The sequence below is a fragment of the Streptomyces sp. DS1-CR2 genome (assembly GCF_055760475.1).
Window position 1 is genome coordinate 2,601,699 of sequence record NZ_CM147085.1, and the last position, 22,420, is coordinate 2,624,118.

At 71.0% G+C, this 22,420-nt stretch carries 22 protein-coding genes; 6 read left to right on the forward strand and 16 right to left on the reverse strand.

The window, feature by feature from the left end; genetic code table 11:
- Nucleotides 1-110: 110 nt before the first annotated feature.
- The 3 genes from ACY0PA_RS12830 to hisI all read right to left on the reverse strand — a co-directional run bounded on the left by ACY0PA_RS12830 (nucleotide 111) and on the right by hisI (nucleotide 2,721).
- Nucleotides 111-767 (reverse strand): TIGR02234 family membrane protein, encoded by a 657-nt coding sequence (locus tag ACY0PA_RS12830; protein WP_473084743.1) that lies wholly within the window; start codon nucleotides 765-767, stop codon nucleotides 111-113.
- A gap of 22 nt (nucleotides 768-789) precedes the next feature.
- Entirely contained in the window at nucleotides 790-2,271 is a 1,482-nt protein-coding gene (locus tag ACY0PA_RS12835; protein WP_473084744.1) for an anthranilate synthase component I, read from the reverse strand.
- A gap of 75 nt (nucleotides 2,272-2,346) precedes the next feature.
- On the reverse strand, nucleotides 2,347-2,721 hold the full coding sequence (hisI, locus tag ACY0PA_RS12840) for a phosphoribosyl-AMP cyclohydrolase (protein ID WP_100592257.1): 375 nt from the start codon (nucleotides 2,719-2,721) through the stop codon (nucleotides 2,347-2,349).
- Nucleotides 2,722-2,860: 139 nt separating this feature from the next.
- Between hisI and ACY0PA_RS12845 the strand changes: the two genes are divergently transcribed.
- Nucleotides 2,861-3,496, forward strand: a complete 636-nt coding sequence (locus ACY0PA_RS12845; protein ID WP_473084745.1) for a TIGR03085 family metal-binding protein — start codon at nucleotides 2,861-2,863, stop codon at nucleotides 3,494-3,496.
- A gap of 174 nt (nucleotides 3,497-3,670) precedes the next feature.
- Here the strand turns inward: ACY0PA_RS12845 and hisF are convergent, their stop codons facing one another.
- Genes hisF through hisD form a run of 8 tightly spaced genes read right to left on the reverse strand, consistent with a single transcriptional unit; the run spans nucleotide 3,671 to nucleotide 9,425 of the window.
- Complete coding sequence (gene hisF, locus ACY0PA_RS12850) at nucleotides 3,671-4,426, reverse strand: imidazole glycerol phosphate synthase subunit HisF (RefSeq protein ID WP_473084746.1); 756 nt, start codon at nucleotides 4,424-4,426, stop codon at nucleotides 3,671-3,673.
- The gene (locus tag ACY0PA_RS12855; RefSeq protein ID WP_383096426.1) at nucleotides 4,423-4,824 is read right to left on the reverse strand and encodes a RidA family protein; all 402 of its coding nucleotides are present in this window, start codon (nucleotides 4,822-4,824) and stop codon (nucleotides 4,423-4,425) included. The genes hisF and ACY0PA_RS12855 overlap by 4 nt, the downstream gene beginning before the upstream one ends.
- Entirely contained in the window at nucleotides 4,821-5,549 is a 729-nt protein-coding gene (gene priA, locus ACY0PA_RS12860; RefSeq protein ID WP_473084747.1) for a bifunctional 1-(5-phosphoribosyl)-5-((5-phosphoribosylamino)methylideneamino)imidazole-4-carboxamide isomerase/phosphoribosylanthranilate isomerase PriA, read from the reverse strand. Before priA ends, ACY0PA_RS12855 begins: the two co-directional genes overlap by 4 nt.
- On the reverse strand, nucleotides 5,549-6,211 hold the full coding sequence (hisH, locus tag ACY0PA_RS12865; protein WP_473084748.1) for an imidazole glycerol phosphate synthase subunit HisH: 663 nt from the start codon (nucleotides 6,209-6,211) through the stop codon (nucleotides 5,549-5,551). Before hisH ends, priA begins: the two co-directional genes overlap by 1 nt.
- 20 nt (nucleotides 6,212-6,231) lie before the next feature.
- Nucleotides 6,232-6,396 (reverse strand): hypothetical protein, encoded by a 165-nt coding sequence (locus ACY0PA_RS12870; RefSeq protein WP_356283346.1) that lies wholly within the window; start codon nucleotides 6,394-6,396, stop codon nucleotides 6,232-6,234.
- Nucleotides 6,397-6,400: 4 nt separating this feature from the next.
- The gene (gene hisB / locus ACY0PA_RS12875) at nucleotides 6,401-6,994 is read right to left on the reverse strand and encodes an imidazoleglycerol-phosphate dehydratase HisB (RefSeq protein WP_473084749.1); all 594 of its coding nucleotides are present in this window, start codon (nucleotides 6,992-6,994) and stop codon (nucleotides 6,401-6,403) included.
- Complete coding sequence (locus ACY0PA_RS12880) at nucleotides 6,991-8,106, reverse strand: histidinol-phosphate transaminase (protein ID WP_473084750.1); 1,116 nt, start codon at nucleotides 8,104-8,106, stop codon at nucleotides 6,991-6,993. The genes hisB and ACY0PA_RS12880 overlap by 4 nt, the downstream gene beginning before the upstream one ends.
- Nucleotides 8,103-9,425: a histidinol dehydrogenase gene (hisD, locus tag ACY0PA_RS12885; protein ID WP_473084751.1), complete on the reverse strand. Its 1,323-nt coding sequence runs from the start codon at nucleotides 9,423-9,425 to the stop codon at nucleotides 8,103-8,105. The genes ACY0PA_RS12880 and hisD overlap by 4 nt, the downstream gene beginning before the upstream one ends.
- A 217-nt stretch (nucleotides 9,426-9,642) precedes the next feature.
- Here hisD and ACY0PA_RS12890 point away from each other — a divergent pair, with 217 nt between their 5' ends.
- The 4 genes from ACY0PA_RS12890 to ybaK all read left to right on the forward strand — a co-directional run bounded on the left by ACY0PA_RS12890 (nucleotide 9,643) and on the right by ybaK (nucleotide 13,686).
- Nucleotides 9,643-11,217, forward strand: coding sequence for an oxidoreductase (locus ACY0PA_RS12890; protein ID WP_473084752.1), 1,575 nt, complete (start codon nucleotides 9,643-9,645; stop codon nucleotides 11,215-11,217).
- Nucleotides 11,218-11,359: 142 nt separating this feature from the next.
- Nucleotides 11,360-12,355 carry a hypothetical protein gene (locus ACY0PA_RS12895; protein ID WP_473086305.1) on the forward strand — a complete coding sequence of 332 codons (996 nt, stop codon included), beginning with the start codon at nucleotides 11,360-11,362 and terminating at the stop codon, nucleotides 12,353-12,355.
- Nucleotides 12,356-12,366: 11 nt separating this feature from the next.
- A complete protein-coding gene (locus ACY0PA_RS12900; RefSeq protein ID WP_473084753.1) occupies nucleotides 12,367-13,149 on the forward strand; it encodes an LON peptidase substrate-binding domain-containing protein in 783 nt (260 codons plus the stop codon).
- Nucleotides 13,150-13,185: 36 nt separating this feature from the next.
- Nucleotides 13,186-13,686 carry a Cys-tRNA(Pro) deacylase gene (gene ybaK / locus ACY0PA_RS12905; protein WP_383096472.1) on the forward strand — a complete coding sequence of 167 codons (501 nt, stop codon included), beginning with the start codon at nucleotides 13,186-13,188 and terminating at the stop codon, nucleotides 13,684-13,686.
- Nucleotides 13,687-13,846: 160 nt separating this feature from the next.
- Here ybaK and ACY0PA_RS12910 read toward each other — a convergent pair whose 3' ends face one another.
- The 4 genes from ACY0PA_RS12910 to ACY0PA_RS12925 all read right to left on the reverse strand — a co-directional run bounded on the left by ACY0PA_RS12910 (nucleotide 13,847) and on the right by ACY0PA_RS12925 (nucleotide 18,174).
- Entirely contained in the window at nucleotides 13,847-14,497 is a 651-nt protein-coding gene (locus ACY0PA_RS12910) for an AAA family ATPase (RefSeq protein WP_473084754.1), read from the reverse strand.
- A 34-nt stretch (nucleotides 14,498-14,531) separates the two neighbouring features.
- Nucleotides 14,532-15,365, reverse strand: a complete 834-nt coding sequence (locus tag ACY0PA_RS12915; protein ID WP_406107344.1) for an ABC transporter permease — start codon at nucleotides 15,363-15,365, stop codon at nucleotides 14,532-14,534.
- Nucleotides 15,366-15,425: 60 nt separating this feature from the next.
- Entirely contained in the window at nucleotides 15,426-16,397 is a 972-nt protein-coding gene (locus tag ACY0PA_RS12920) for an ABC transporter ATP-binding protein (RefSeq protein WP_326778712.1), read from the reverse strand.
- Nucleotides 16,398-16,845: 448 nt separating this feature from the next.
- On the reverse strand, nucleotides 16,846-18,174 hold the full coding sequence (locus ACY0PA_RS12925; RefSeq protein WP_473084755.1) for an NYN domain-containing protein: 1,329 nt from the start codon (nucleotides 18,172-18,174) through the stop codon (nucleotides 16,846-16,848).
- Between the two features lie 308 nt (nucleotides 18,175-18,482).
- Here ACY0PA_RS12925 and ACY0PA_RS12930 point away from each other — a divergent pair, with 308 nt between their 5' ends.
- The gene (locus ACY0PA_RS12930; RefSeq protein WP_473084756.1) at nucleotides 18,483-18,662 is read left to right on the forward strand and encodes a hypothetical protein; all 180 of its coding nucleotides are present in this window, start codon (nucleotides 18,483-18,485) and stop codon (nucleotides 18,660-18,662) included.
- A gap of 117 nt (nucleotides 18,663-18,779) precedes the next feature.
- Here the strand turns inward: ACY0PA_RS12930 and dnaE are convergent, their stop codons facing one another.
- Nucleotides 18,780-22,319, reverse strand: coding sequence for a DNA polymerase III subunit alpha (dnaE, locus tag ACY0PA_RS12935; protein WP_473084757.1), 3,540 nt, complete (start codon nucleotides 22,317-22,319; stop codon nucleotides 18,780-18,782).
- Nucleotides 22,320-22,420: the final 101 nt, after the last annotated feature.

The window sequence follows — 22,420 nt, forward strand, 5'->3', positions numbered from 1 at the left end:
GTGCGTGGCCCGTACCCCGCGCGTGGCACCGCGCTGGGTGGTGAGCCGGACGCTCTTGCCCATTGTCCCGCACTCGCGGGCATGGGCGGCACTCGGGGTCCGGGGCCCCGCTATGCCTCGTGTGTGGGGTCCTCGCCCCGGTCGAGTGCTTTCCACAGCTCCTCGGGGCGCTCGGGATCGACGGGTCGGGCCGCCTTGCGGGGCCGCGGGGTGCCGTCTCGCTCGTAGCGTCCGCCCATCGACGGCCAGGAGCGGCCGTAGCGCAGGGCGAGCAGACCGGCCAGGAGGATGAGCGCGCCGCCCGCGGCACCGACGTACGGCCAAACCGTGTGACCGAGGGAGCCGATGGTGGCGGCGGTGTTGCCGGAGACCTCTGCGGCCTTCTCGTCGAGGGCCGCGCTGTCGGTCGCGCCGAGGACGGCGGCGACGACGGTGCCCGCGCCGCTGAGCGCGAGGAGCCCGGCGACGAGCATGCGCCCGGCGCGGCGGACCGCGAAGACGGCGACGAGGGCCGCGAGCCCCACTATGGCGAGGGCCGCGGGCACTCCGGTGACGTCGCTGCCCTTGGCGGCGAGCGGGAAGCTGCCGCCGGGCACGGTCGCGGCCCCGGAGGCCCACTCCTGCCGGGAGGAGAGCAGGGCCACCGCCGCGCCGAGGGCGCCGAACAGCAGCGCTGCGGCGAGGCTGCGGCGGCCGTTGCGCGCGGCGGCCGTCTCCGGGGAGGCGGTCCCGGCTTCGGTTCGGGGGGAGGGCACTGCGGAAGTCACCTCACCACTATCCCCCACGTCGTCAGGCGTCGTGCATCCGGTTGGCCGTGTGCACCGCGCGCAGCACCGCCGCCGCCTTGTTGCGGCACTCGGTGTCTTCTGCGACGGGATCGGAGTCGGCGACGATACCCGCTCCGGCCTGCACATATGCGGTGCCGTCACGCAGGAGCGCGGTGCGGATGGCGATGGCCGTGTCGGAGTCCCCGGCGAAGTCGAGATATCCGACACATCCGCCGTACAGACCGCGCCGGGAGGGTTCGAGCTCGTCGATGATCTGCATCGCGCGCGGCTTGGGAGCGCCCGAGAGGGTGCCCGCGGGGAAGCAGGCGGTGAGGACGTCGAAGGCGGTGGTGTCCGGGGCGACCCGGCCGGTGACGGTCGACACGATGTGCATGACGTGCGAGTACCGCTCGACGGACATGAAGTCGACGACCTCGACGGAACCCGGCTCGCAGACGCGGCCGAGGTCGTTGCGGCCGAGGTCGACGAGCATCAGGTGCTCGGCGCGCTCCTTGGGGTCGGCCAGGAGCTCGTCGGCGAGCGCCTGGTCCTCCTGGGGAGTGTCGCCGCGATGCCTGGTCCCGGCGATGGGGTGCACCATGGCGCGCCCGTCCTCGACCTTGACGAGGGCCTCCGGCGACGAGCCGACCACGTCGAACCCGTCGAAGCGGAAGAGGTACATGTACGGCGACGGGTTGGTGGCGCGCAGCACCCGGTAGACGTCGAGCGCGCCGGCCGTGCACGGCGTCTCGAAGCGCTGCGAGGGCACGACCTGGAAGGCCTCGCCCGCCCTGATGCGCTCCTTGATGTCCTCGACGGCCTCCTGGTAGTCCGTGCCGCCCCACAGAGCGGTGAACTGAGGGAGTTCGGACGGGGGGAGCGAGGCGGGGGCCTGGACGACGGGCCGGGAGAGGTCGGCCTCCATCGCGTCGAGGCGGGCCACGGCGTCCGCGTACGCCTCGTCGACGCCGGTGTCGAGGTCGTTGTGGTTGATCGCGTTGGCGATCAGCAGGACCGAGCCGTCCCAGTGGTCGAGTACGGCGAGGTCGCTGGTGAGCAGCATCGTCAGCTCGGGGAGCTTCAGGTCGTCGCGCTCGCCGGGGCCGATCTTCTCCAGGCGGCGCACGATGTCGTAGCCGAGGTAGCCGACCATGCCGCCGGTGAACGGGGGCAGGCCCTCGTAGCGGGGGGTGTGGAGGGTCTCGACAGTGGCGCGCAGGGCGGCGAGCGGGTCGCCGTGGGTGGGGACGCCGACGGGCGGGGTGCCGAGCCAGTGCGCCTGGCCGTCGCGGGTGGTGAGGGTGCCGGCGGAGCGGACGCCGACGAAGGAGTAGCGGGACCACGAGCGGCCGTTCTCCGCGGATTCCAGGAGGAACGTGCCGGGGCGTTCACCGGCCAGCTTGCGGTAGAGACCGACGGGGGTGTCGCCGTCCGCGAGGAGCTTGCGGCTGACGGGGATCACTCGGCGGTCGGTCGCGAGCTTGCGGAAGGTCTCGAGATCCATGGGAAGAGCTTAGGGCGTGTCCGGGCGGGTCCGGTGCGCCGCCCGGTCCGTGGAACGGGCGGCGCGGCGGTGGTCTCAGGCGCCCGTGCCGGTCACCGTCAGCTCGCCCGCGTCGAAGCAGGTGCGGTCGCCGGTGTGGCAGGCCGCGCCGACCTGGTCGACCTTCACCAGGAGGGTGTCCGCGTCGCAGTCGAGGGCGACCGACTTCACGTGCTGGAAGTGGCCGGAGGTGTCGCCCTTGACCCAGTACTCCTGGCGGCTGCGGGACCAGTACGTGCAGCGGCCGGTCGTCAGCGTGCGGTGCAGCGCCTCGTCGTCCATCCAGCCGAGCATGAGCACCTCGCCGGTGTCGTACTGCTGTGCGATCGCGGGGACCAGGCCGTCGGCGCTGCGCTTGAGGCGGGCGGCGACGGCGGGGTCGAGGCTGCTGGGCGGGGGCGTGCTGGTCATGGGGACCATTGTGCCGCGCCGCGCGTGCCTCTTCGGGCGGCCGTCCACTGATTGAGAGCAGCGGCGCGGAGCGCCACGTTGAGGGGCGGCGGTCGGGTGACGGGTGGGCGGACCGGCCGGGCGGTCGTACGCTGACCGTATGTCGACCCATGCAAAGCGTGAACGACTTCTTCTCGCCGACCTGTTGGAGGCGTCGGGCCCCGACGCCCCGACCCTGTGCGAAGGCTGGAACGCCCGTGATCTCGCGGCCCATGTCGTGGTGCGCGAGCGCCGCGCGGACGCCGCCGGCGGGATCGTGATCAAGCAGCTGGCGCAGCGTCTGGAGCGGGTGCAGGCCGAGTTCGCCGAGAAGCCCTTCGACGAGCTGATCCAGCTGATCAGGACGGGCCCGCCGCGCTTCTCGCCGTTCGCCCTCAAGCAGATCGACGAGGCGTCGAACGCGGTCGAGTTCTTCGTCCACACGGAGGACGTGCGCCGCGCGCAGCCGGACTGGACGCCGCGCGAGCTCGACCCGGTCTTCGCGGACGTGCTGTGGGCGCGCCTCGAGCGGATGGCCCGTGTGATCGGCCGCAAGTCGCCGGTCGGCCTGGTCCTGCGCCGCCCGGACGGCCGCACGGCAGTGGCTCACAAGGGCACGCCCGTGGTGACGGTGACCGGTGAGCCCGCCGAGCTGCTGATGTTCGCCTTCGGCCGGCAGGACGCAGCGCGGGTGGAGACGGAGGGCGACAAGGACGCGATCGGGAAGCTGCACGAGGCGAAGCAGCTCGGCATCTGACGCGCGTTCAGGCCGGGTTCGGCGCGGCGCAGGGGCGCGCGGCACAGGCCGTGGACGCCGGCGAGAGCGTTCCTCGCCGGGGCGCCGCTCTTCCCGCCGGGGCGCCGCTCTTCCCGCCGAGCGCGACGCCGAGATCGCCTGGCGGCGCGCCCACGACGTCGGCGGGTCCCCGTGTCAGCGGACGGGATGGCCCGCCGCGCGCAGTGTCTCCTTGACCTCGCCGATCCGCAGATCGCCGAAGTGGAAGACGGACGCGGCGAGCACCGCGTCGGCGCCCGCGGCGATCGCGGGCGGGAAGTGCTCCAGGCGCCCCGCGCCGCCGGACGCGATCACCGGCACGGTGACGTGCTTGCGGACGGCGGCGATCATCTCGATGTCGTAGCCGTCCTTCGTGCCGTCGGCGTCCATCGAGTTGAGCAGGATCTCGCCCGCGCCGAGCTCGGCGGCCTCGTGGGCCCACTCGACGGCGTCGATTCCGGCGGACGTGCGGCCGCCGTGCGTCGTCACCTCGAACGTGCCGGACTGCGTGCGGCGCGCGTCGACGGACAGGACGAGCACCTGGCGGCCGAACCGCTCGGCGATCTCGCGGATCAGCTCGGGGCGGGCGATGGCGGCCGTGTTCACGCCCACCTTGTCCGCGCCGGCCCGCAGCAGCTTGTCCACGTCGTCCGCCGTGCGGACGCCGCCGCCGACGGTGAGCGGGATGAAGACCTGCTCGGCGGTGCGGCGCACCACGTCGTAGGTCGTCTCGCGGTTGCCGGAGGACGCGGTGATGTCGAGGAACGTCAGCTCGTCGGCGCCCTCGGCGTCGTACACCTTCGCCATCTCGACGGGGTCGCCCGCGTCGCGCAGGTTCTGGAAGTTGACGCCCTTGACGACCCGGCCGTTGTCCACGTCCAGGCAGGGGATGACCCGTACGGCCAGCGTCATGACGGTGTGTCTCCTCGGTACGCCTCCACCTCGACCTCGACGACCAGGCTCGGGTCGATGAAGCCGGAGACGATGATCATGGATGCGGCGGGGCGGACGGCGTCGAACAGCTCCTTGTGGGCCCGGCCCACGTCGTCCACATCGCGCGCATGGGTGATGTACATACGGGTGCGCACCACATGCTCGCTCCCGAGTCCCAGGGTCTTGAGGGCGTCGAACGCGGCCTGGAACGCGTTGAGCGTCTGCTCGTACGGCGTTCCCGCGTCGATGACGCCGTTGACCACGGACGTACAACCGGACACCAGGACAAGGCCGTTGGGCAGTTCGACCGCGCGCGAGTAGCCCACGGCCTCCTCCCACGGCCCGTCCGAGCCGACCCTGCGTACGCCGTCGCTCATGAGGCCACCGCGGCGAGCGCGTCTTCCAGCGTGAAGGCCTTCGCGTACAGCGCCTTGCCGACGATCGAGCCCTCGACGCCGAGCGGGACGAGCTCGGAGATGGCGCGCAGGTCGTCGAGTGAGGAGACGCCGCCGGAGGCGACGACCGGGCGGTCGGTGGCCGCGCAGACGTTCTTCAGGAGCTCCAGGTTCGGGCCCTGCAGCGTGCCGTCCTTGGCGATGTCGGTGACGACGTAGCGGGCGCAGCCCTCGGAGTCGAGGCGCGCGAGCGTCTCGTAGAGGTCGCCGCCGTCGCGGGTCCAGCCGCGGCCGCGCAGCGTGGTGCCGCGCACGTCCAGGCCCACCGCGATCTTGTCGCCGTGCTCGGCGATGACCTTGGCGACCCACTCGGGGGTCTCCAGTGCGGCGGTGCCGAGGTTGACGCGGGTGCAGCCGGTGGCGAGCGCGGCGGCGAGCGTGGCGTCGTCGCGGATGCCGCCGGACAGCTCGACCTTGATGTCCATGGCGCCGGTGACCTCGCCGACCAGCGCGCGGTTGTCGCCGGTGCCGAACGCGGCATCCAGGTCCACGAGGTGCAGCCACTCGGCGCCGGAGCGCTGCCACGCGAGGGCGGCCTCGAGCGGGGAACCGTAGGAGGTCTCCGAGCCGGACTCGCCGTGCACGAGACGTACGGCCTGGCCGTCGCGGACGTCGACGGCGGGGAGGAGTTCGAGCGTGCGGGACATCAGAGGGTTCCGATCCAATTCGTGAGGAGCTGGGCACCGGCGTCGCCGGACTTCTCGGGGTGGAACTGTGTCGCCCACAGTGCGCCGTTCTCGATGGCGGCGATGAACGGCTCGCCGTGCGTGGCCCAGGTGACCTTGGGCGGGCGCATGTGGACGTTGCCGACCTCGAAGTCCCACTGCTGCACGGCGTAGGAGTGCACGAAGTAGAAGCGGGCGTCGCTGTCGAGACCGGCGAAGAGCTCGGTGTCCTCGGGCGGGCGGACCGTGTTCCAGCCCATGTGCGGGACGATCTCGGCCTTGAGGGGCTCGACCGTGCCGGGCCACTCGTCGAGGCCCTCGGCCTCGACGCCGTGCTCGATGCCGCGCGCGAAGAGGATCTGCATGCCGACGCAGATGCCCATCACGGGGCGGCCGCCGGCGAGGCGGCGGTCGATGATCCAGTCGCCGCGTGCCTCCTTGAGGCCCTTCATGCAGGCGGCGAAGGCGCCGACGCCGGGGACGAGGAGGCCGTCGGCGTTGAGTGCGGTGTCGAAGTCGCGGGTGATCTCGACGTCCGCGCCCGCGCGGGCCAGGGCCCGCTCGGCGGAGCGGACGTTGCCGAACCCGTAGTCGAAGACGACGACCTTCTTGCCGGCCGTGCCGGCGGGCTTGGCTGAAGTCATGGCTGGCTGCTCCCTGCCCCTCAGTTCCAGTAGTCGAGCCGCAGGACACCGGAGACCAGGCACATGGCCGCGGCGATGGAGAGCAGCGCGATCAGGCCCTTGGGCAAGCCCTGCTTGACGAAGGAGATGACGCCGCCGATCAGGAAGAGACCGACGAGGATGAGGATGGTGTTGAGGCCGTTCATGGCTTTACAGGGCGCCCTTCGTGGACGGAAGGATGCCCGCGGCGCGCGGGTCGCGCTCGGACGCGTAACGCAGCGCGCGGGCCAGCGCCTTGAACTGGCACTCCACGATGTGGTGCGCGTTGCGCCCGTACGGGACGTGGACGTGCAGCGCGATCTGGGCCTGCGCGACGAACGACTCCAGGATGTGCCGGGTCATCGTCGTGTCGTACGAGCCGATCATGGGAGCCATGTTCTCGGGCTCGGTGTGCACCAGGTAGGGGCGGCCGGAGAGGTCGACCGTGACCTGGGCGAGCGACTCGTCCAGCGGGACGGTGCAGTTGCCGAAGCGGTAGATGCCGACCTTGTCACCGAGCGCATGCTTGAAGGCGGCGCCGAGCGCGAGGGCGGTGTCCTCGATGGTGTGGTGCGTGTCGATGTGCAGGTCGCCCTCGGTCTTGACCGTGAGGTCGAAGAGGCCGTGGCGGCCGAGCTGGTCGAGCATGTGGTCGTAGAAGCCCACGCCCGTGGAGACTTCGACCTTGCCGGTGCCGTCGAGGTCGATCTCGACGAGGACCGAGGTCTCCTTGGTGGTCCGCTCCACCCTGCCTACGCGACTCATGCGCTCCGCTCCTTCTTGATTGCGCGTACCGCATCGAGGAACGCGTCGTTCTCGTCCGGGGTGCCCGTGGAGACACGCAGCCACCCGGGTACGCCGTTGTCCCGGACCAGGACGCCCCGGTCGAGGATCTGCTGCCACACCGCGTGGGCGGCGCCTTCGCCTTCGAACCGGCCGAACTGCACGAAGTTGGCGTCCGAGTCGGTCACCTCGTAGCCGGCCGCCCGCAACTCGGTCACCAGGCGGTCGCGTTCGTCCTTCAGCTGCTCGACGTAACCGAGGAGCGTGTCGGTGTGCTCGAGGGCGGCGAGCGCCGTGGCCTGGGTGACGGCCGACAGGTGGTACGGCAGGCGCACCAGCTGGACGGCGTCGACCACGGCGGGGGCTGCGGCCATGTAGCCGAGGCGCAGGCCCGCCGCGCCGAACGCCTTCGACATGGTGCGCGAGATGACGAGGTTCGGCCGGCCTTCGAGCAGCGGGAGAAGGGACTTCCCGTGGCTGAACTCGATGTAGGCCTCGTCGACGACGACCATGGACGGCTTGGCCGCCTGCGCGGCCTCGTACAGGGCGAGGACCGTCTCGGGCGGGACCGCGCTGCCCGTGGGGTTGTTGGGCGTCGTGATGAAGACGACGTCCGGGCGGTTCTCGGCGATGGCCTTCACGGACGCTTCCACGTCGATGGTGAAGTCCGCGCTGCGCGGTCCGGAGATCCAGCCGGTGCCGGTGCCGCGCGCGATGAGGCCGTGCATCGAGTACGAGGGCTCGAAGCCGATGGCGCTGCGGCCGGGGCCGCCGAAGGTCTGCAGGAGCTGCTGGATGACCTCGTTCGAGCCGTTGGCGGCCCAGACGTTCTCGATGCCGACGTGGTGGCCGCCGGTGCGCGTGAGATAGCCGGCGAGCTCGGTGCGCAGCTGGACCGCGTCCCGGTCGGGGTAGCGGTTGAGGTCGCGGGCGGTCTCGCGCACCCGCTCCGCGATCCGCTCGACGAGCGCCTCGGGCAGCGGGTAGGGGTTCTCGTTCGTGTTCAGGCGTACGGGTACGTCGAGCTGGGGGGCGCCGTACGGGGACTTGCCGCGCAGCTCGTCCCGTACGGGAAGATCGTCGATGCCGGTCACTGGCCGGGAACCTTCCATCCGAACCTTGCCTTGATCGCCGCGCCGTGCGCGGGCAGGTCCTCCGCCTCGGCGAGCGTGACCACGTGGTGGGCGACGTCGGCGAGTGCGTCGCGCGTGTAGTCCACGATGTGGATGCCGCGCAGGAACGACTGGACGGACAGACCGGACGAGTGGCAGGCGCAGCCGCCGGTGGGCAGCACGTGGTTGGAGCCCGCGGCGTAGTCGCCGAGGGACACCGGCGCCCAGGGGCCGACGAAGATCGCGCCGGCGTTCTTCACGCGCTGGGCGAGGGCGGCGGCGTCGGCGGTCTGGATCTCCAGGTGCTCGGCCCCGTATGCGTCGACGACGCGCAGGCCCTCGTCGACCCCGTCGACCAGGACGATCGCGGACTGCCTGCCGCGCAGGGCGGGGACGATCCGGTCGTCGATGTGCTTGGTGGCCGCGACCTGCGGCTCCAGCTCCTTCTCGACGGCGTCCGCGAGCTCGCCCGAGTCGGTGACGAGGACGGCGGCGGCGAGCGGGTCGTGCTCGGCCTGGCTGATCAGGTCGGACGCGACGTGCGCCGGGTCGGCGGTGGAGTCGGCGAGGACCGCGATCTCGGTCGGGCCCGCCTCGGCGTCGATGCCGATGAGGCCGGTGAAGTAGCGCTTGGCCGCGGCGACCCAGATGTTGCCGGGGCCGGTGACCATGTTCGCCGGGGCGCAGGACTCGGTGCCGTACGCGAACATCGCGACGGCCGTGGCGCCGCCCGCGGCGTACACCTCGTCGACGCCGAGCAGCGCGCACGCGGCCAGGATCGTCGGGTGCGGGAGGCCACCGAACTCGGCCTGGGCCGGCGAGGCGAGGGCGATCGACTCGACCCCGGCCTCCTGCGCGGGCACCACGTTCATGATCACGGAGGACGGGTAGACGGAGCGGCCGCCCGGCGCGTACAGGCCGACGCGCTCGACGGGCACCCACTTCTCGGTGACCGAGCCGCCGGGGACGACCTGCGTGGTGTGGGTGGTGCGGCGCTGCTCGCGGTGGACGATGCGGGCGCGGCGGATCGACTCCTCCAGAGCGGCGCGCACGGCGGGGTCGAGCTGCTCCAGGGCTTCCTGGAGGGCCTTGGCGGGAACCCGTACGGACTCCAGCTTCACGCCGTCGAACTTCTCCGCGTAGTCGATCAGCGCCGCGTCGCCACGATGATGCACGGCCTCGCAGATCGGACGCACCTTCTCGAGGGCGGCCTGGACGTCGAAGTCGGCTCGGGGCAGCAGGTCGCGCAGGGCGGGGCCCTCGGGGAGGGCGTCGCCGCGCAGATCGATTCGGGAGATCACATGGTCAATTCTCGCAGACGTCACATCAGCGCCCGACGTCCGTATCAATGGCTGATACGGATCACCGCCCGAGACCGGAGGATGACCTTCACCAGTAGCGTTCAGCCCGTCACTCAGCGGGCATGAACAGTTGTACTAAACCCACGAGTAGCGGAGCCGTACCGGGACGTACGGGGCTTCGTGAGGATCCGGGGGTCTACGGGGAGGAAGACGAGTCGTGGTCGACGGTACCGGCATCGGTGACCCGCCGGACGGTCTCACGGGCACCGAGATCGGCATGTGGCAGGCCTTCCGCAACGGCAGTGTCTACGACCTGAGCTCGGGCGATCCGGACGTGGACGACCCGCACGGCGGACACGCCTGGGGGCCCGGCCGCAGCGTGCGGGCGCGGATCGTGGCCTGGCTGCTGCTCGACGGGCCGCCCGCGCTGTCGGGGCGTGTCGCGTCGCTCAAGCTCACGGGCGTACAGATCACCGACGTGCTCGACGTCGCGGGCGGCGGGGTCGTGCCGTACGTCGAGATGAAGCAGTGCCGTTTCGAGAAGGAGATCCTGCTTCCCGAGGCGCGCTTCACCACCCTGCGCCTGGTCGACTGCTCGATCCCCCGCCTCGAGGGCGCCCGCGTCCACACGGAGGGCGATCTGCATCTGCCGCGCTGCCGCTTCCACAGCGGCGTACGCCTCACCGACGCGCACATCGGCACGGACCTGCTGCTCAACCAGGCCGTCGTGTACCGCGACCGGCGCGGCAAGTCGATCATGGCGGACGGCATGTCCGTCGGCCAGGACCTCCAGGCCGAGATGCTGGAGACGCACGGCGAGGTAAGCCTGCGCGGCGCGCAGATCGGCGTGTCGCTCAGCCTGCGCGGCAGCCGGCTCTCGAACGCGTACGGGCGCCGCGCGCTCAACGCGCCGCAGCTGACGGTCGAGCGGTCCCTGTATCTGACCCCCGCCGGTGTCGGCAATCCGCTCCAGAGCAGCGGCACGACACCGGCCCAGGGCACCCGAGTGCAGCGCTTCGAGTGCCAGGGCGGGGTCCGGCTCGACGACGGCCGGTTCGGCGACGCCCTCGACCTCGACCAGGCACGCTTCCATCTGGAGGACGACCAGGAGGTGTCGCTGCGCCGCATCCAGACGCCCGAGCTGCGCTTCCTGTGCGAGCGCCCGCAGCGCGGGCGGATCGTCCTGTCCGGCGCGAAGGTCGTCAACCTCATCGACAGGGCGGCGAGCTGGCCGGGCCCCGGCGGTCTGCGCGTGGGCGGCTTCACGTACGAGAACCTGATCCCCACCGGCCCGTTCCCGCTGACGCGGCGTCTGGAGTGGCTGTCGGCCGCGACTCCGGAGTACAGCCCGGAGCCGTACGAGAAGCTCGCGGCCGTGCTGCGCAACAGCGGCGAGGACGCCGACGCGCGCGAGGTGCTGCTCGCCAAGCAGCGCCGCCGCCGCGAGACGCTGCCGCCCGCCGCGAAGATCTGGGGATACATCCAGGACTGGACGGTCGCCTACGGGTACCGCCCGGGGCGGGCCGCGGTGTGGATGGCCGTGCTGTGGGCGGCGAGCACGCTGGCCTTCTCCCACTCGTCACATCCGGCCATCAAACCGGGTGAGTCGCCGAACTGGAGTCCGGCGCTCTTCTCGCTCGATCTCATCCTGCCCGTCATCGACCTGGGCCAGGACGGCTACTGGCAGCTGCGGGGCGGCTGGCAGTGGGCCGCGACCGCGCTGATCCTGCTCGGCTGGATCCTCGCCACGACGGTCGCCGCGGGGGCCACCCGGCTGCTCCGCAGAAACTGACCGGGCACCCTCGCATTTTTTGCCGGACCGCGGGCAACCATGGGCGCATTTCAGCCGTCATCCCAGCGCAACCATCAACCGAGCCACGGGGAGCGGGGTCCACACCTTGGCACTGCTGCGCGCCCTCATCCGCACCGCGCGGATGGTCCGCCACACCTCGGGTCTCGCGGCCGGCCTGCCCGCCGACGACGACGTCCTCCTCGACGTCCCCGACGAACGCCTCGCGTCGGCGCTCGTCGCCGCGGGCCGGGGCGAGTACGAGGCGGCCGCCAAGCTGCTCGCCGCCACCCGCGAGGCCGGCGAGTGGGAGAACAGGGACCGCTACGTCACCCGGCTCGCCGCCTTCGCCAGATCGCGCGGCGAATGGTTCGACGACTGGCGGTTCGCGGCGCCCCACGACCCGGACGCCCTCCTCGTCAAGGCCGAGCTGGAGGTCGCGCGCGGCTGGGAGTCGCCCGCCCGCGCCGAGCTCCTTCGCGAGGTGACGCCGCTGATCACCGCCGCCGCCGAGGGCGACCCCGGCGACCCGGTGCCATGGCGGGTCGCCCTCGACCACGCGCGCGGCACGAACGCCTCGCACACCGTCTTCGAGAAGCTCTGGGCCGAGGCCGTGCGCCGCTCGCCTCACCACTACGGCTGCCATGTGTCGGCGCTCCAGTACCTGTCGGCCGCCTGGTACGGCTCGCACCGCGAGTGCTTCGACTTCGCCGAGCGCGCGGCGCAGGACGCCCTGCCCGGTTCCCTCGTGCAGGCGCTTCCGGTGCGGGCCGCGTTCGCCTACCTGACGAGCGAGGAGGGCCCGGGACCGGCCGCGAAGGTGCCCCGCGAGCGCCTGGACGAGGCCGCCGATCTGGCGATCGCCCTGTCCCGCGAGTACACCGCCGACGACCCCTGGCCGGCCGAGGTCCGCAACCTCCTGACCTACGTCCTGGTCCGCCTGGAGCGCTGGTCCGACGCCCTCGAACAGCTGCGCCTGACCGGCCCGTACGCGACGTCGTTCCCCTGGGACCGGATCTCGCACGACCCGCTCGGACAGTTCCTGGAACTGCGCGACGGCGTACGGATCGAGGTCGCCGCGGCCCGTACGCTCCGCGGCCGCGACACCGGTCGCGGACCTCTCGCCTCCGGCTCCCATTAGGCTTGACCGTCGTGACCACCGTCCGGCTTCCGCTCTTTCCGCTCAACTCGGTGCTGTTCCCGGGACTCGTGCTTCCGCTGAACGTGTTCGAGGAGCGCTATCGCGCCATGATGCGCGACCTGCTGAAGACCTCCTCCGGGGGTTCCGAGGCCTCCGGCGACCCCGCCGACTCCGACGAGCCGCGGCGGTTCGCCGTCGTGGCGATCCGCGACGGCCACGAGGTCGCGCCCAGCGCCCCGGGCATGCCGGACCAGGCAGCGAAGACCGCCGCCGGGGCGGGCCCGGCCGCGGGCTTCGGCGTCGACCCGATCAAGGCCCTGCACGGCGTGGGCTGCATCGCCGACGCCGCGACGATCCGCGAGCGCGCCGACGGCAGCTTCGAGGTGCTCGCCACCGGCACGACCCGCGTGAAGGTGCACTCGGTCGACGCGTCGGGCGCCTATCTGACGGCCGAGGTCGAGGAGCTGCCCGAGGAGCCGGGCGACGAGGCGGGCGCCCTCGCCGAAGGGGTGCTGCGCGCCTTCCGCTCCTACCAGAAGCGTCTCGCGGGCGCCCGCGAGCGCTCCCTGGCCACCGGCGCCGACCTGCCCGACGACCCGTCCGTCGTGTCGTACCTGGTGGCCGCGGCGGCCGTCCTCGACGTGCCGACGAAGCAGCGCCTCCTCCAGGCTCCGGACACGGCGTCGCGCCTGCGCGACGAGCTGAAACTCCTTCGCGCCGAGACGGCGATCATCCGTAATCTGCCGTCCTTGCCGGCCGGCGACCTGACCCGGCAGGCGACCAGCCTCAACTGACGTGGCCGGTCCCGACTGACGTAAGGCATGAGGGCGTTGGCGAAGAAGTCCAAGAAGCAGCAGTCCGGGGGAACTCCCGCGACCGTGGCGCTCACCGCCGCGGGGACGCCCTTCACGACGCACGCGTACGAGCACGACCCGGCCCATCCCTCGTACGGGGACGAGGCGGCGGAGGCGATGGGCGTCTCCCCCGACCGGGTGTTCAAGACGCTCGTCGCCGACGTGGACGGCGAGCTGACCGTCGCCGTCGTGCCCGTTGCCGGCCAGCTCGACCTGAAGGCCCTGGCCACGGCGGTCGGCGGCAAGCGGGCCGCGATGGCCGACCCGGCGGCGGCGGAGCGCACCACGGGCTATGTGCGGGGCGGCATCTCCCCGCTGGGCCAGCGCAAGAAGCTGCGTACGGTCCTGGACGACTCGGCGCGGGCGCACGACACGATCTGTGTCTCGGCGGGCCGCCGCGGCCTGGAGGTGGAGCTGGCCCCCGCGGACCTGGCGACGCTCACGTCCGCGGTCCTGGCCCCCATCGGCCGCACCTGACGCCGCCGGCGCCCGGCAACCCGGAATCCCCGCCACCTCTCGACGTACGACATGTCCTCGGCTAAGTACCGAGGACATGTCGAAGAGGACGCGCAAGCGGAAGTGGCGGGTCAGGAAGCACAAGGCCCATCACGGGCGCAGGCCCGCCTGAGAGCCGCCCTCAGGGAGCCGGAGGGGTGTCCTGCGGGTAGTGGGTGTCGAAGTACGGGTCGGGATCGCGGGGCCCGAACAGGCCGGTCAGGCCGAGGTGGACGATCATCGCGGCGAGCGGCCAGGCGAGGAGCGCGCCCTTCGCGTTGAGTTCGAGCGGCGCGTCGAACGTGACGCCCTTGCCGACCTCCTTGGCGTGGGCCGCCACGTCCTGCGTCGGGCCGAGCCAGATCCCGAACCGCCAGGCGAGAAGCCCGCCGAGGAGTCCGCCGAGGGCCAGGGCGATGACGAGCGGTACGCCGCCGCGCTTGCGCCACAGGAAAACGGCGACCGCGCTGACCACGCCGAACGCGACGCCGAGCAGGGTGAACGTCCCGTCGACGCCGACGGCCTGCTCGCCCTCGGTGTCCTTGAGGTAGACGGCCTGCGCGTCCGCGACGAGCGGCACGTGCGGCGCGAGCCACATCCACAGCGCGCCCAGGAGCAGCCCGCACACAGCCAGCGTGACCGTGACGACGGCGGCCTCCCGCAACTCGGTCCTCATCCCTGGCCCGTCCTCCTGGTGCTCGTGAGCGTGCGACGGCACAGCACCCGCGGGCCCGGAGGCCTGCCATGGGTCGTGCTGGGGTTGCTGGGGTCGTGGCGTCAGCGGTGCGGTCACCCTGCCATCGTGCCAGGCGCCCGCGAACCGCGCGTCACCGGACGGCTGCCCGGCGGTATGCCCAGGTCGCGAGGGCCAGCGAGGCGACGCCGACGCCCGCGCAGACGCCCAGATCGAGGAGCACGACGCCCCAGTCCGGATGCGCCCCGAAGGTGCGGGCGAAGGCCTCGACGCCGTACGTCGACGGCAGCAGATCGCGCGCGTACTGGATGATCCCCGGCATGCGGTCGGCCGGCAGGACGCCGAGCAGGAGCGCCGCGGACATGCCCAACTGGCCGAGCAGCGTGGCCAGTTCGGGCCGCGGCGCGAGCAGCCCGAGTGCGGCGCCGAGCCCGGAGAGCGCGGCACCGGCGAGCGGGATGACGGCGGCGAGCACCCACAGGTGCGCGAGCGGGAGCTGGAACATGACACAGCCGACGACGGCGGTCACCACGGTCCCCGGCACGGTGAAGGAGGCGTACGCACCGGCGGCGCCCAGCACCACGGCGGCGGGCGGCACGGGCAGTGTCGCGTAGTGGTCGAGCCCGCCGGCGGCCCGCAACTGCCCGAAATACTGCGCGAGCAGATTCAGAGCCACAAACGCCACAACCAGCACGCTGGACCCGGCGACAACGGCCTGGGCCTCCCGGCCCCCGTCCACCACGCCCCGCATCAGGATCATGATGCCGACGGACTGGAAGGTGGCGACGAAGAGCAGCGGGATCCTGGCGACACGCGCCCGCGAGAGCTGAGCGCGGTACACGGCCGCGAGGGACGGCAGGAGCCGGGCCCTCGGGGCGAGCTCACCGACGGCGTCAGCCTCGGCGCTCGGCCCGCTCGCGCCCGCCCGGGCGCCGCCCTGAAGGACCTCAGCAGGTACGACACTCACGGTGCGCGACTCCTGTCGTGACTGTTCCGTCCGGTACTACGTCCATGGGGGCTGCCGTGTTCAAGACTTCACCAGCCCCTTGGCCTCGCCGCCGAGCGCCAGATACACATCTTCCAGGCTCGGCGTGGTCAGGGAGAAATCGTCAAGGGCGGCGAACGCGGGGCCGCCGGTGACGGCGGCGACGGCGGCCCGCGCCTCGTCGGGGCCGAGCCGCAGCGACCAGCGGCGCCCGGACTCGACGGCAAAAGCCCGCAGCGCGGCGACGGCAGGCACATCGAGCGGCGCCCGTTCCCGCCACACGAGTTCGACACGCACCTCGCCGGCGACCTTCTCCTTCAGCCCGGCCGGGGTGTCGCAGGCGATGACGCGCCCACGGTCCAGAACAGCGACGCGATCGAGCACGGTCTCGGCCTCGATGACGTTATGGGTGACCAGCACCACCGTGGCGCCGCTCTCGGCCCGCCGCCGGTCGACGGCGGCCCAGACGGCCCGACGGGCGACGGGATCCATCCCCGTGGTCGGCTCATCCAGCACAAGCAGCGGCCGCTCCCCCACAAGGGCAGCAGCAAAGCAGGCAAGCCGCCGCTGCCCGCCGGAAAGCTTCTTCAGGGGGCGCGACGCGATCGCCCCGAGCCCCAGCTCCTCGACCACGGCGTCCCGCTCGGCGCGGGCCGTACGCAGATCGAGCCCCCGCAGCCGCCCGGTCGTCTCGGCGGCGAGCGACACGGTCAGCTCGTCCAGAGCGCTCGACTCCTGCCCCAGATAGGCCAGGATGCGCGAGGCCCGCTCCGGATACCGGACGATGTCGTGCCCCAGAATCCCGACGCTCCCGCTGTCGGGCCGCATCAGCCCGGTCAGCTGCCGTACGAGGGTGGACTTACCGGCGCCGTTCGGCCCGAGCAGCCCGAAGATCTCCCCGCGCCGGATCTCGAGGGACACCCCGTCGGTGGCCCGGATCGCAGCGCTCCCGGGCGCTCCGCGACGCCCGCGGGTGGCGGGATACGTACGCACGAGATCCCGCACGACGCACACCACATCCCCCCGTCGCCCTCTGGGGGCCGCCTGTGCCGTGCGCGTACTCACGAAGGACGAGACTACGGGGTCGCACCCTCCCGACGACGCCCGGGTAGACATGCCACCGAAATCGGGACGCGCCCCGCACCCACCCACGTACAAGGCCCGAGGGACAGGACCCCCGGCCCCGAAGCATCCGCACCCGCGAGCGAACGGGAGGGGCCGGGCCGGTATGTCCGCCCGGAGCCGGCACACACTACTGACGCGCACGAAATCCAACGCCGAACCATCCAAGCGAGGACGGACATACCGGCCCGGCCCCGCACCCCCCACCGGCACGAGCAGAACCCCAGAACAAGCCGGCACCCGGCACCCCGCACCCGCACCCGCACCCGCACCCGCACCCGCACCCGCCGAGAACACCACCCAAGGCAAGACCGCCCCACCCCCGCTCGGCAGCAACCCGCTACTCCGCGCTCACCCGCTCCGCAGCGCTACGCACATCGACCTCGCGCCAGAACCCGGCCCGAATCGCATACCGATCGTGCTCGTCGATCTGATCGTCCTTATGGGCAAGGAGCCCGAACCGCGCGGCATACCGCAGCAGCTCCCCGTCAATGCGATGCGGCACCCGGGGATACATGGTGGACAGCTTCTGCAACTGCACCTGGTCCCCCAGCCGCTCCATCCACCGCCGGGCGAACACCTGCCCTACCTCGAAGGGGTCACCCCCGACGGTGGTGATGTCCTCCTCGCGGTCGGCCCACCGCTGCTCCGCGGTGGTCAGCTGCGCCAGCGTCGGCAGGGACGCCGCGTCCGCGGACTCCCCCACGACCCCGGGCCGCTCGACCCACCCCTTGTCGGACGACCACCGCAGCGTCGCGTTGGCGGGGTGCTGCGCGGGATGGACTTGAGGATGCGCGCCGAGCCCAGGAGCGGCACCGGGCCCCCGCAGGGCCGCGAGGTCCTTGGGCGTGGGCACGCCCTTCCCCACGCCACCCCGCTCGTCCTCGGCCCCTCCACCGTCACCTTCACGCGCGGCCACACCATGATCGGCACCGTCAGCGCCCGCCGCGGCACCCCCCGGCCCCCCGCCGGGGACGGAGGCGCCGCCGCCCCCCGGCACATCGGACAGATCCGCGGAGCGCCCCGCCGCGGAGGCGAGCGCCGACTCGGGCAGCGGCGCGGACAGAATCGCCGCGATCTCCGGCCGCGGAGCGGGCTGCGGCGCACAGATCCCGCCGACTTCCTTGGCCCGCACGGCCTTGGTGATCCAGGCCCGGTCGAGCACACGCCGCTCGTCGGCCTCGGCGACGAGGTCCTCGGACTGGTTGTAGTCGCCGTCGGCGGCCTGTACGGCCCACAGATGCACGGCGACCCCGTGCTCCTTCGCGGCCATCATGCCGGGCAGCAGATCACCGTCGCCGGTGACGAGCACGATGTCGGAGCAAGCGCGGTTACGGGCGAGTTCGGTCAGCTCGGCGTGCATCGCCGCGTCGACCCCCTTCTGCGCCCACCGCCCGTCGCTCCGCGTCAACGCACCGAGCCGCACGGTCACACGGGGCATCACGCGGAGCCGGCGGTGCTCGGGCTGGGGCACCCGGTCCGGTGCCCCGTCGAACCAGTAGATCCGCAGAAGTGGCCGCTCGGTGTCGGATTCGGCGCGCTCACGCAGCCCCTGGATGAGGGCGACGTGATCGACGGTGATCCGGGACCGGGACGGCTCCCCCGCGAGGAGACTCGCGGCGGCCCCCAGCAGGTAACCGGCGTCCACCAGGACGATGCAACGGTCCACGCGATCCACCCTCTTTCGCTGAATTACCGGCGTCCGGAGGTCCCACGGTGTCGACGATCGCGGGTTCGCTTCGGGTTTCCTTCGAGTCTGCCCGACCACGCGGAGGTTAACGGCCCGAACTCGATCTTCGGCGTGGCGGATCGGACGAATTCCCGAAGCGGCCCGCTCACAGAACTCCCGATGCGGCTCCGAACAACGCGCTGACAGCGCTTATTACGCACGGTAATTCTCTGAAATGCGTGCCTCGTCAGCATATGTGAATCTGAATCCGGCCCTGGCCCCTAGACCCCCCGCAGGAGGCAGTCACCATGGCCAAGAACAAGAACCGCAAGCAGGGCGACCAGCGCAGCCGCGCTTCCACCTCCGAGCAGGCGTCCGAGAAGGCCAAGTCGGCCGGTATGGAAGCCCAGTCGGAGATGCAGTCGCAGGCTCAGGGCACCCCCGCGGACGTTGCCCGTAAGCACCAGCGCCGCTTCGGCCACAACTGACGCCTTCCGCAAGGCAGGTAGCCCTTTGGGCACACGGTGAGGGGCGTTCCCGGAATCTTCCGGGAACGCCCCTCACTCACGTAACCGCCCACGCCTCAGGCCTCGCAGCCCGCTGCCTCAGCCCGCCAGACAGGACGGCCCGAGCAGCACCTTGAGGTCGCCGAAGAGCGCGGGATCGGGCTGCACGCGGTGCCGGTCGAGCCGCAGCACCGTTGTCTTACGGGCCCCTTGGAGCTTGATCCGCACCTCGCTGTTGCCCTTGTGGTGGCTGAGGATCTCGCCGAGCCTGCTGACCATCGGCGGGGTCACCTTCACCGTGGGGATGGTGATCGTCACGGGCGCGTTGGTCCCGGCGTTCGACAGGTCGGGGACCATGAGTTCCATCGCGACGAGGCGCGGCACGTCCTCGCGCTTGTCGAGGCGGCCCTTGACGAACACGACGGCGTCCTCGACGAGTTGGGTCGACACCAGCTGGTACGTCGCCGGGAAGAACATGCACTCGATGGAGCCGGCGAGGTCCTCGACGGTCGCGATGGCCCAGGCGTTGCCCTGCTTGGTCATCTTGCGCTGGAGGCCGGAGATGATGCCGCCGATGGTGACGATCGACCCGTCCGAGTAGTCGCCGCCGGTGAGCTGGCCGATGCCCGCGTCCGCCTTGTCGGACAGCACGTGCTCGAGTCCGAACAGCGGGTGGTCGGAGACGTACAGGCCGAGCATCTCGCGCTCCTGGGCGAGGAGATACGTCTTCTCCCACTCGTCCTCGGAGAATTCGACGTCGAGCCCGAAGCCCGGCTCGCTGCTGTCCTCCTCGCCCATGCCGCCGAAGAGGTCGAACTGCCCCTCGGCCTCCTTGCGCTTGACCTGTACGACGTTGTCGATCATCGGCTCGTACTGTGCGGTGAGGCCCTTGCGGGTGTGCCCCATCGTGTCGAACGCGCCTGCCTTGATCAGCGATTCCGTGGTGCGCTTGTTGCACGCGGCGGCCTCGACCTTGTCGAGGTAGTCGGGGAAGGAGGCGTACTTCCCCTTCGCCTTGCGGCTGCGGATGATCGACTCGACCACGTTCGTACCGACGTTACGCACGGCGGAGAGGCCGAAGAGGATCACGTCATCGCCCTGGGCGGCGAAGTTGTGCTCGGACTCGTTCACATTCGGCGGGAGGACCTTGATGCCCATGCGGCGGCATTCGTTGAGATAGACCGCGGACTTGTCCTTGTCGTCCTTCACCGACGTGAGCAGCGCGGCCATGTACTCGGCCGGGTAGTTCGCCTTGAGGTAGGCGGTCCAGTAGGTGACGAGGCCGTACGCGGAGGAGTGCGCCTTGTTGAACGCGTATCCGGCGAACGGCACCAGGACGTCCCACAGGGCCTGGATCGCCGCGTCGGAGAAGCCCTTCTTCTTGGCGCCGGCCTGGAAGAGGACGAAGTTCTTCTCCAGTTCCTCGGGCTTCTTCTTGCCCATCACGCGGCGCAGGATGTCGGCCTCGCCGAGCGAGTAGCCGGCGATGATCTGGGCGGCCTTCTGCACCTGCTCCTGGTACACGATGAGGCCGTAGGTGAGACCCAGGGTCTCCTTCAGCGGCTCTTCGAGCTCCGGGTGGATCGGGGTGATCTCCTGGCGCCCGTTCTTGCGCTCCGCGTAGTTCGTGTGCGAGTTCATTCCCATCGGGCCCGGCCGGTACAGGGCCGAGACGGCGGAAATGTCCTCGAAGTTGTCCGGCTGCATCTGGCGGAGCAGGGAGCGCATCGGGCCGCCGTCGAACTGGAACACGCCGAGCGTGTCACCGCGGCAGAGCATCTCGTACGTCTTGGGGTCGTCCAGCGGCAGGCTGAGCATCTCCAGGTCGACGCCCTTGTTGGCCCTCACCATCTTGACGGCGTCGTCCATGATCGTGAGGTTGCGCAGGCCGAGGAAGTCCATCTTCAGCAGACCGAGCGACTCGCACTGCGGGTAGTCCCACTGCGTGATGGTGACGCCGTCGGTGTGCCGCGTCCAGAGCGGGGCGTGGTCGACGATGGGCTCGCTGGACATGATGACGCCGGCGGCGTGCACGCCCATCTGCCGGACCAGGCCCTCGACGCCCTTGGCGGTGTCGATGACCTTCTTGACGTCCGGCTCGTTCTCGTACATCCCGCGGATCTCGCCCGCCTCGCTGTAGCGCGGGTGGGCGGGGTCGGTGATGCCCGAGAGGTCGATGCCCTTGCCGAGGACATCGGCGGGCATCGCCTTGGTGAGGCGGTCGCCCATCGCGTACGGGTAGCCGAGGACGCGCGCGGAGTCCTTGATCGCGTTCTTGGCCTTGATCTTTCCGTAGGTGCCGATCATGGCGACCTTGTCGGCGCCGTACTTCTCGGTCACGTACCTGATCACTTCGACGCGCCTGCGCTCGTCGAAGTCGATGTCGACGTCGGGCATGGAGACGCGCTCGGGGTTGAGGAACCGCTCGAAGATCAGTCCGTGCGTGATCGGGTCGAGGTCGGTGATGCCCATGGCGTACGCGACGATCGAACCGGCCGCCGAACCACGGCCCGGTCCCACCGCGATCCCGTTGTTCTTGGCCCACATGATGAAGTCGGCGACGACCAGGAAGTACCCGGGGAACCCCATCTGGATGATGATGTCCATCTCGTACTCGGCCTGCTTCTGCCGGTCCTCGGGGACGCCGCCCGGGTAGCGGCGGTTCATGCCGACCCGGACCTCTTCCTGGAACCAGGTGACCTCGGTGAAGCCGTCCGGGATCTCGAACTTGGGCATCAGGTCGCGCTTCTCGAACATGCCCGTGGTGTCGATCTGTTCCGCCACCAGGAGCGTGTTGGCGCAGCCCTCCTGCCAGGCGTCCGAGGAGTCGATGGCGTACATCTCGTCGGTCGTCTTGAGGTAGTAGCCCGTGCCGTCGAAGCGGAAGCGGTCCGGGTCCGAGAGGTTCTTGCCGGTCTGGATGCAGAGCAGGGCGTCGTGCGCGGTCGCCTCGTGCGCGTACGTGTAGTGCGAGTCGTTCGTCACCAGGGGCGGGATGCCGAGCTTCTTGCCGACCCGCAGCAGGTCGTCGCGGACCCGGCGCTCGATGTCGATGCCGTGGTCCATCAGCTCCAGGAAGTACCGGTCCTTGCCGAAGATGTCCTGGTACTCGGCCGCCGCCTTGACCGCCTCGTCGAACTGGCCGAGGCGAAGGCGCGTCTGGAGCTCACCGGACGGACAGCCGGTCGAGGCGATGAGCCCCTCCGACCACTGGGAGATCGTCTCCTTGTCCATGCGCGGCCACTTCGTCAGCCAGCCCTCCGCGTACGCGTCCGAGGACAGCTTGAAGAGGTTGTGCAGGCCCGTGCTGTTCGCCGCCCAGATCGTCTTGTGCGTGTAACCACCCGAACCGGAGACGTCGTCCCGCTTCTGGTGCGGCTGGCCCCACTGGACCTTGCGCTTGTTGCGCCGGGACTCGGGGGCGACGTACGCCTCGATCCCGATGATCGGGACGACCCCGGACTTCTTCGCCGTATGGAAGAAGTCGTACGCCCCGTGGAGGTTGCCGTGGTCGGACATGGCGATGTGCGTCATGCCCATTTCATTGCAGGCGTTGAACATGTCCTTGAGCCGCGCGGCACCGTCCAGCAGCGAGTACTGGGTGTGGACGTGCAGGTGCGTGAACGGCGGCTTTGACACGGCTTCGGCCTCCAACGAGAACGGACGGAAACGGACCGGTGACGGGCAGCGGTCAGCCTCGGGGGACAGCTTGGAAGTCTACGGGTGGCCACTGACATCCG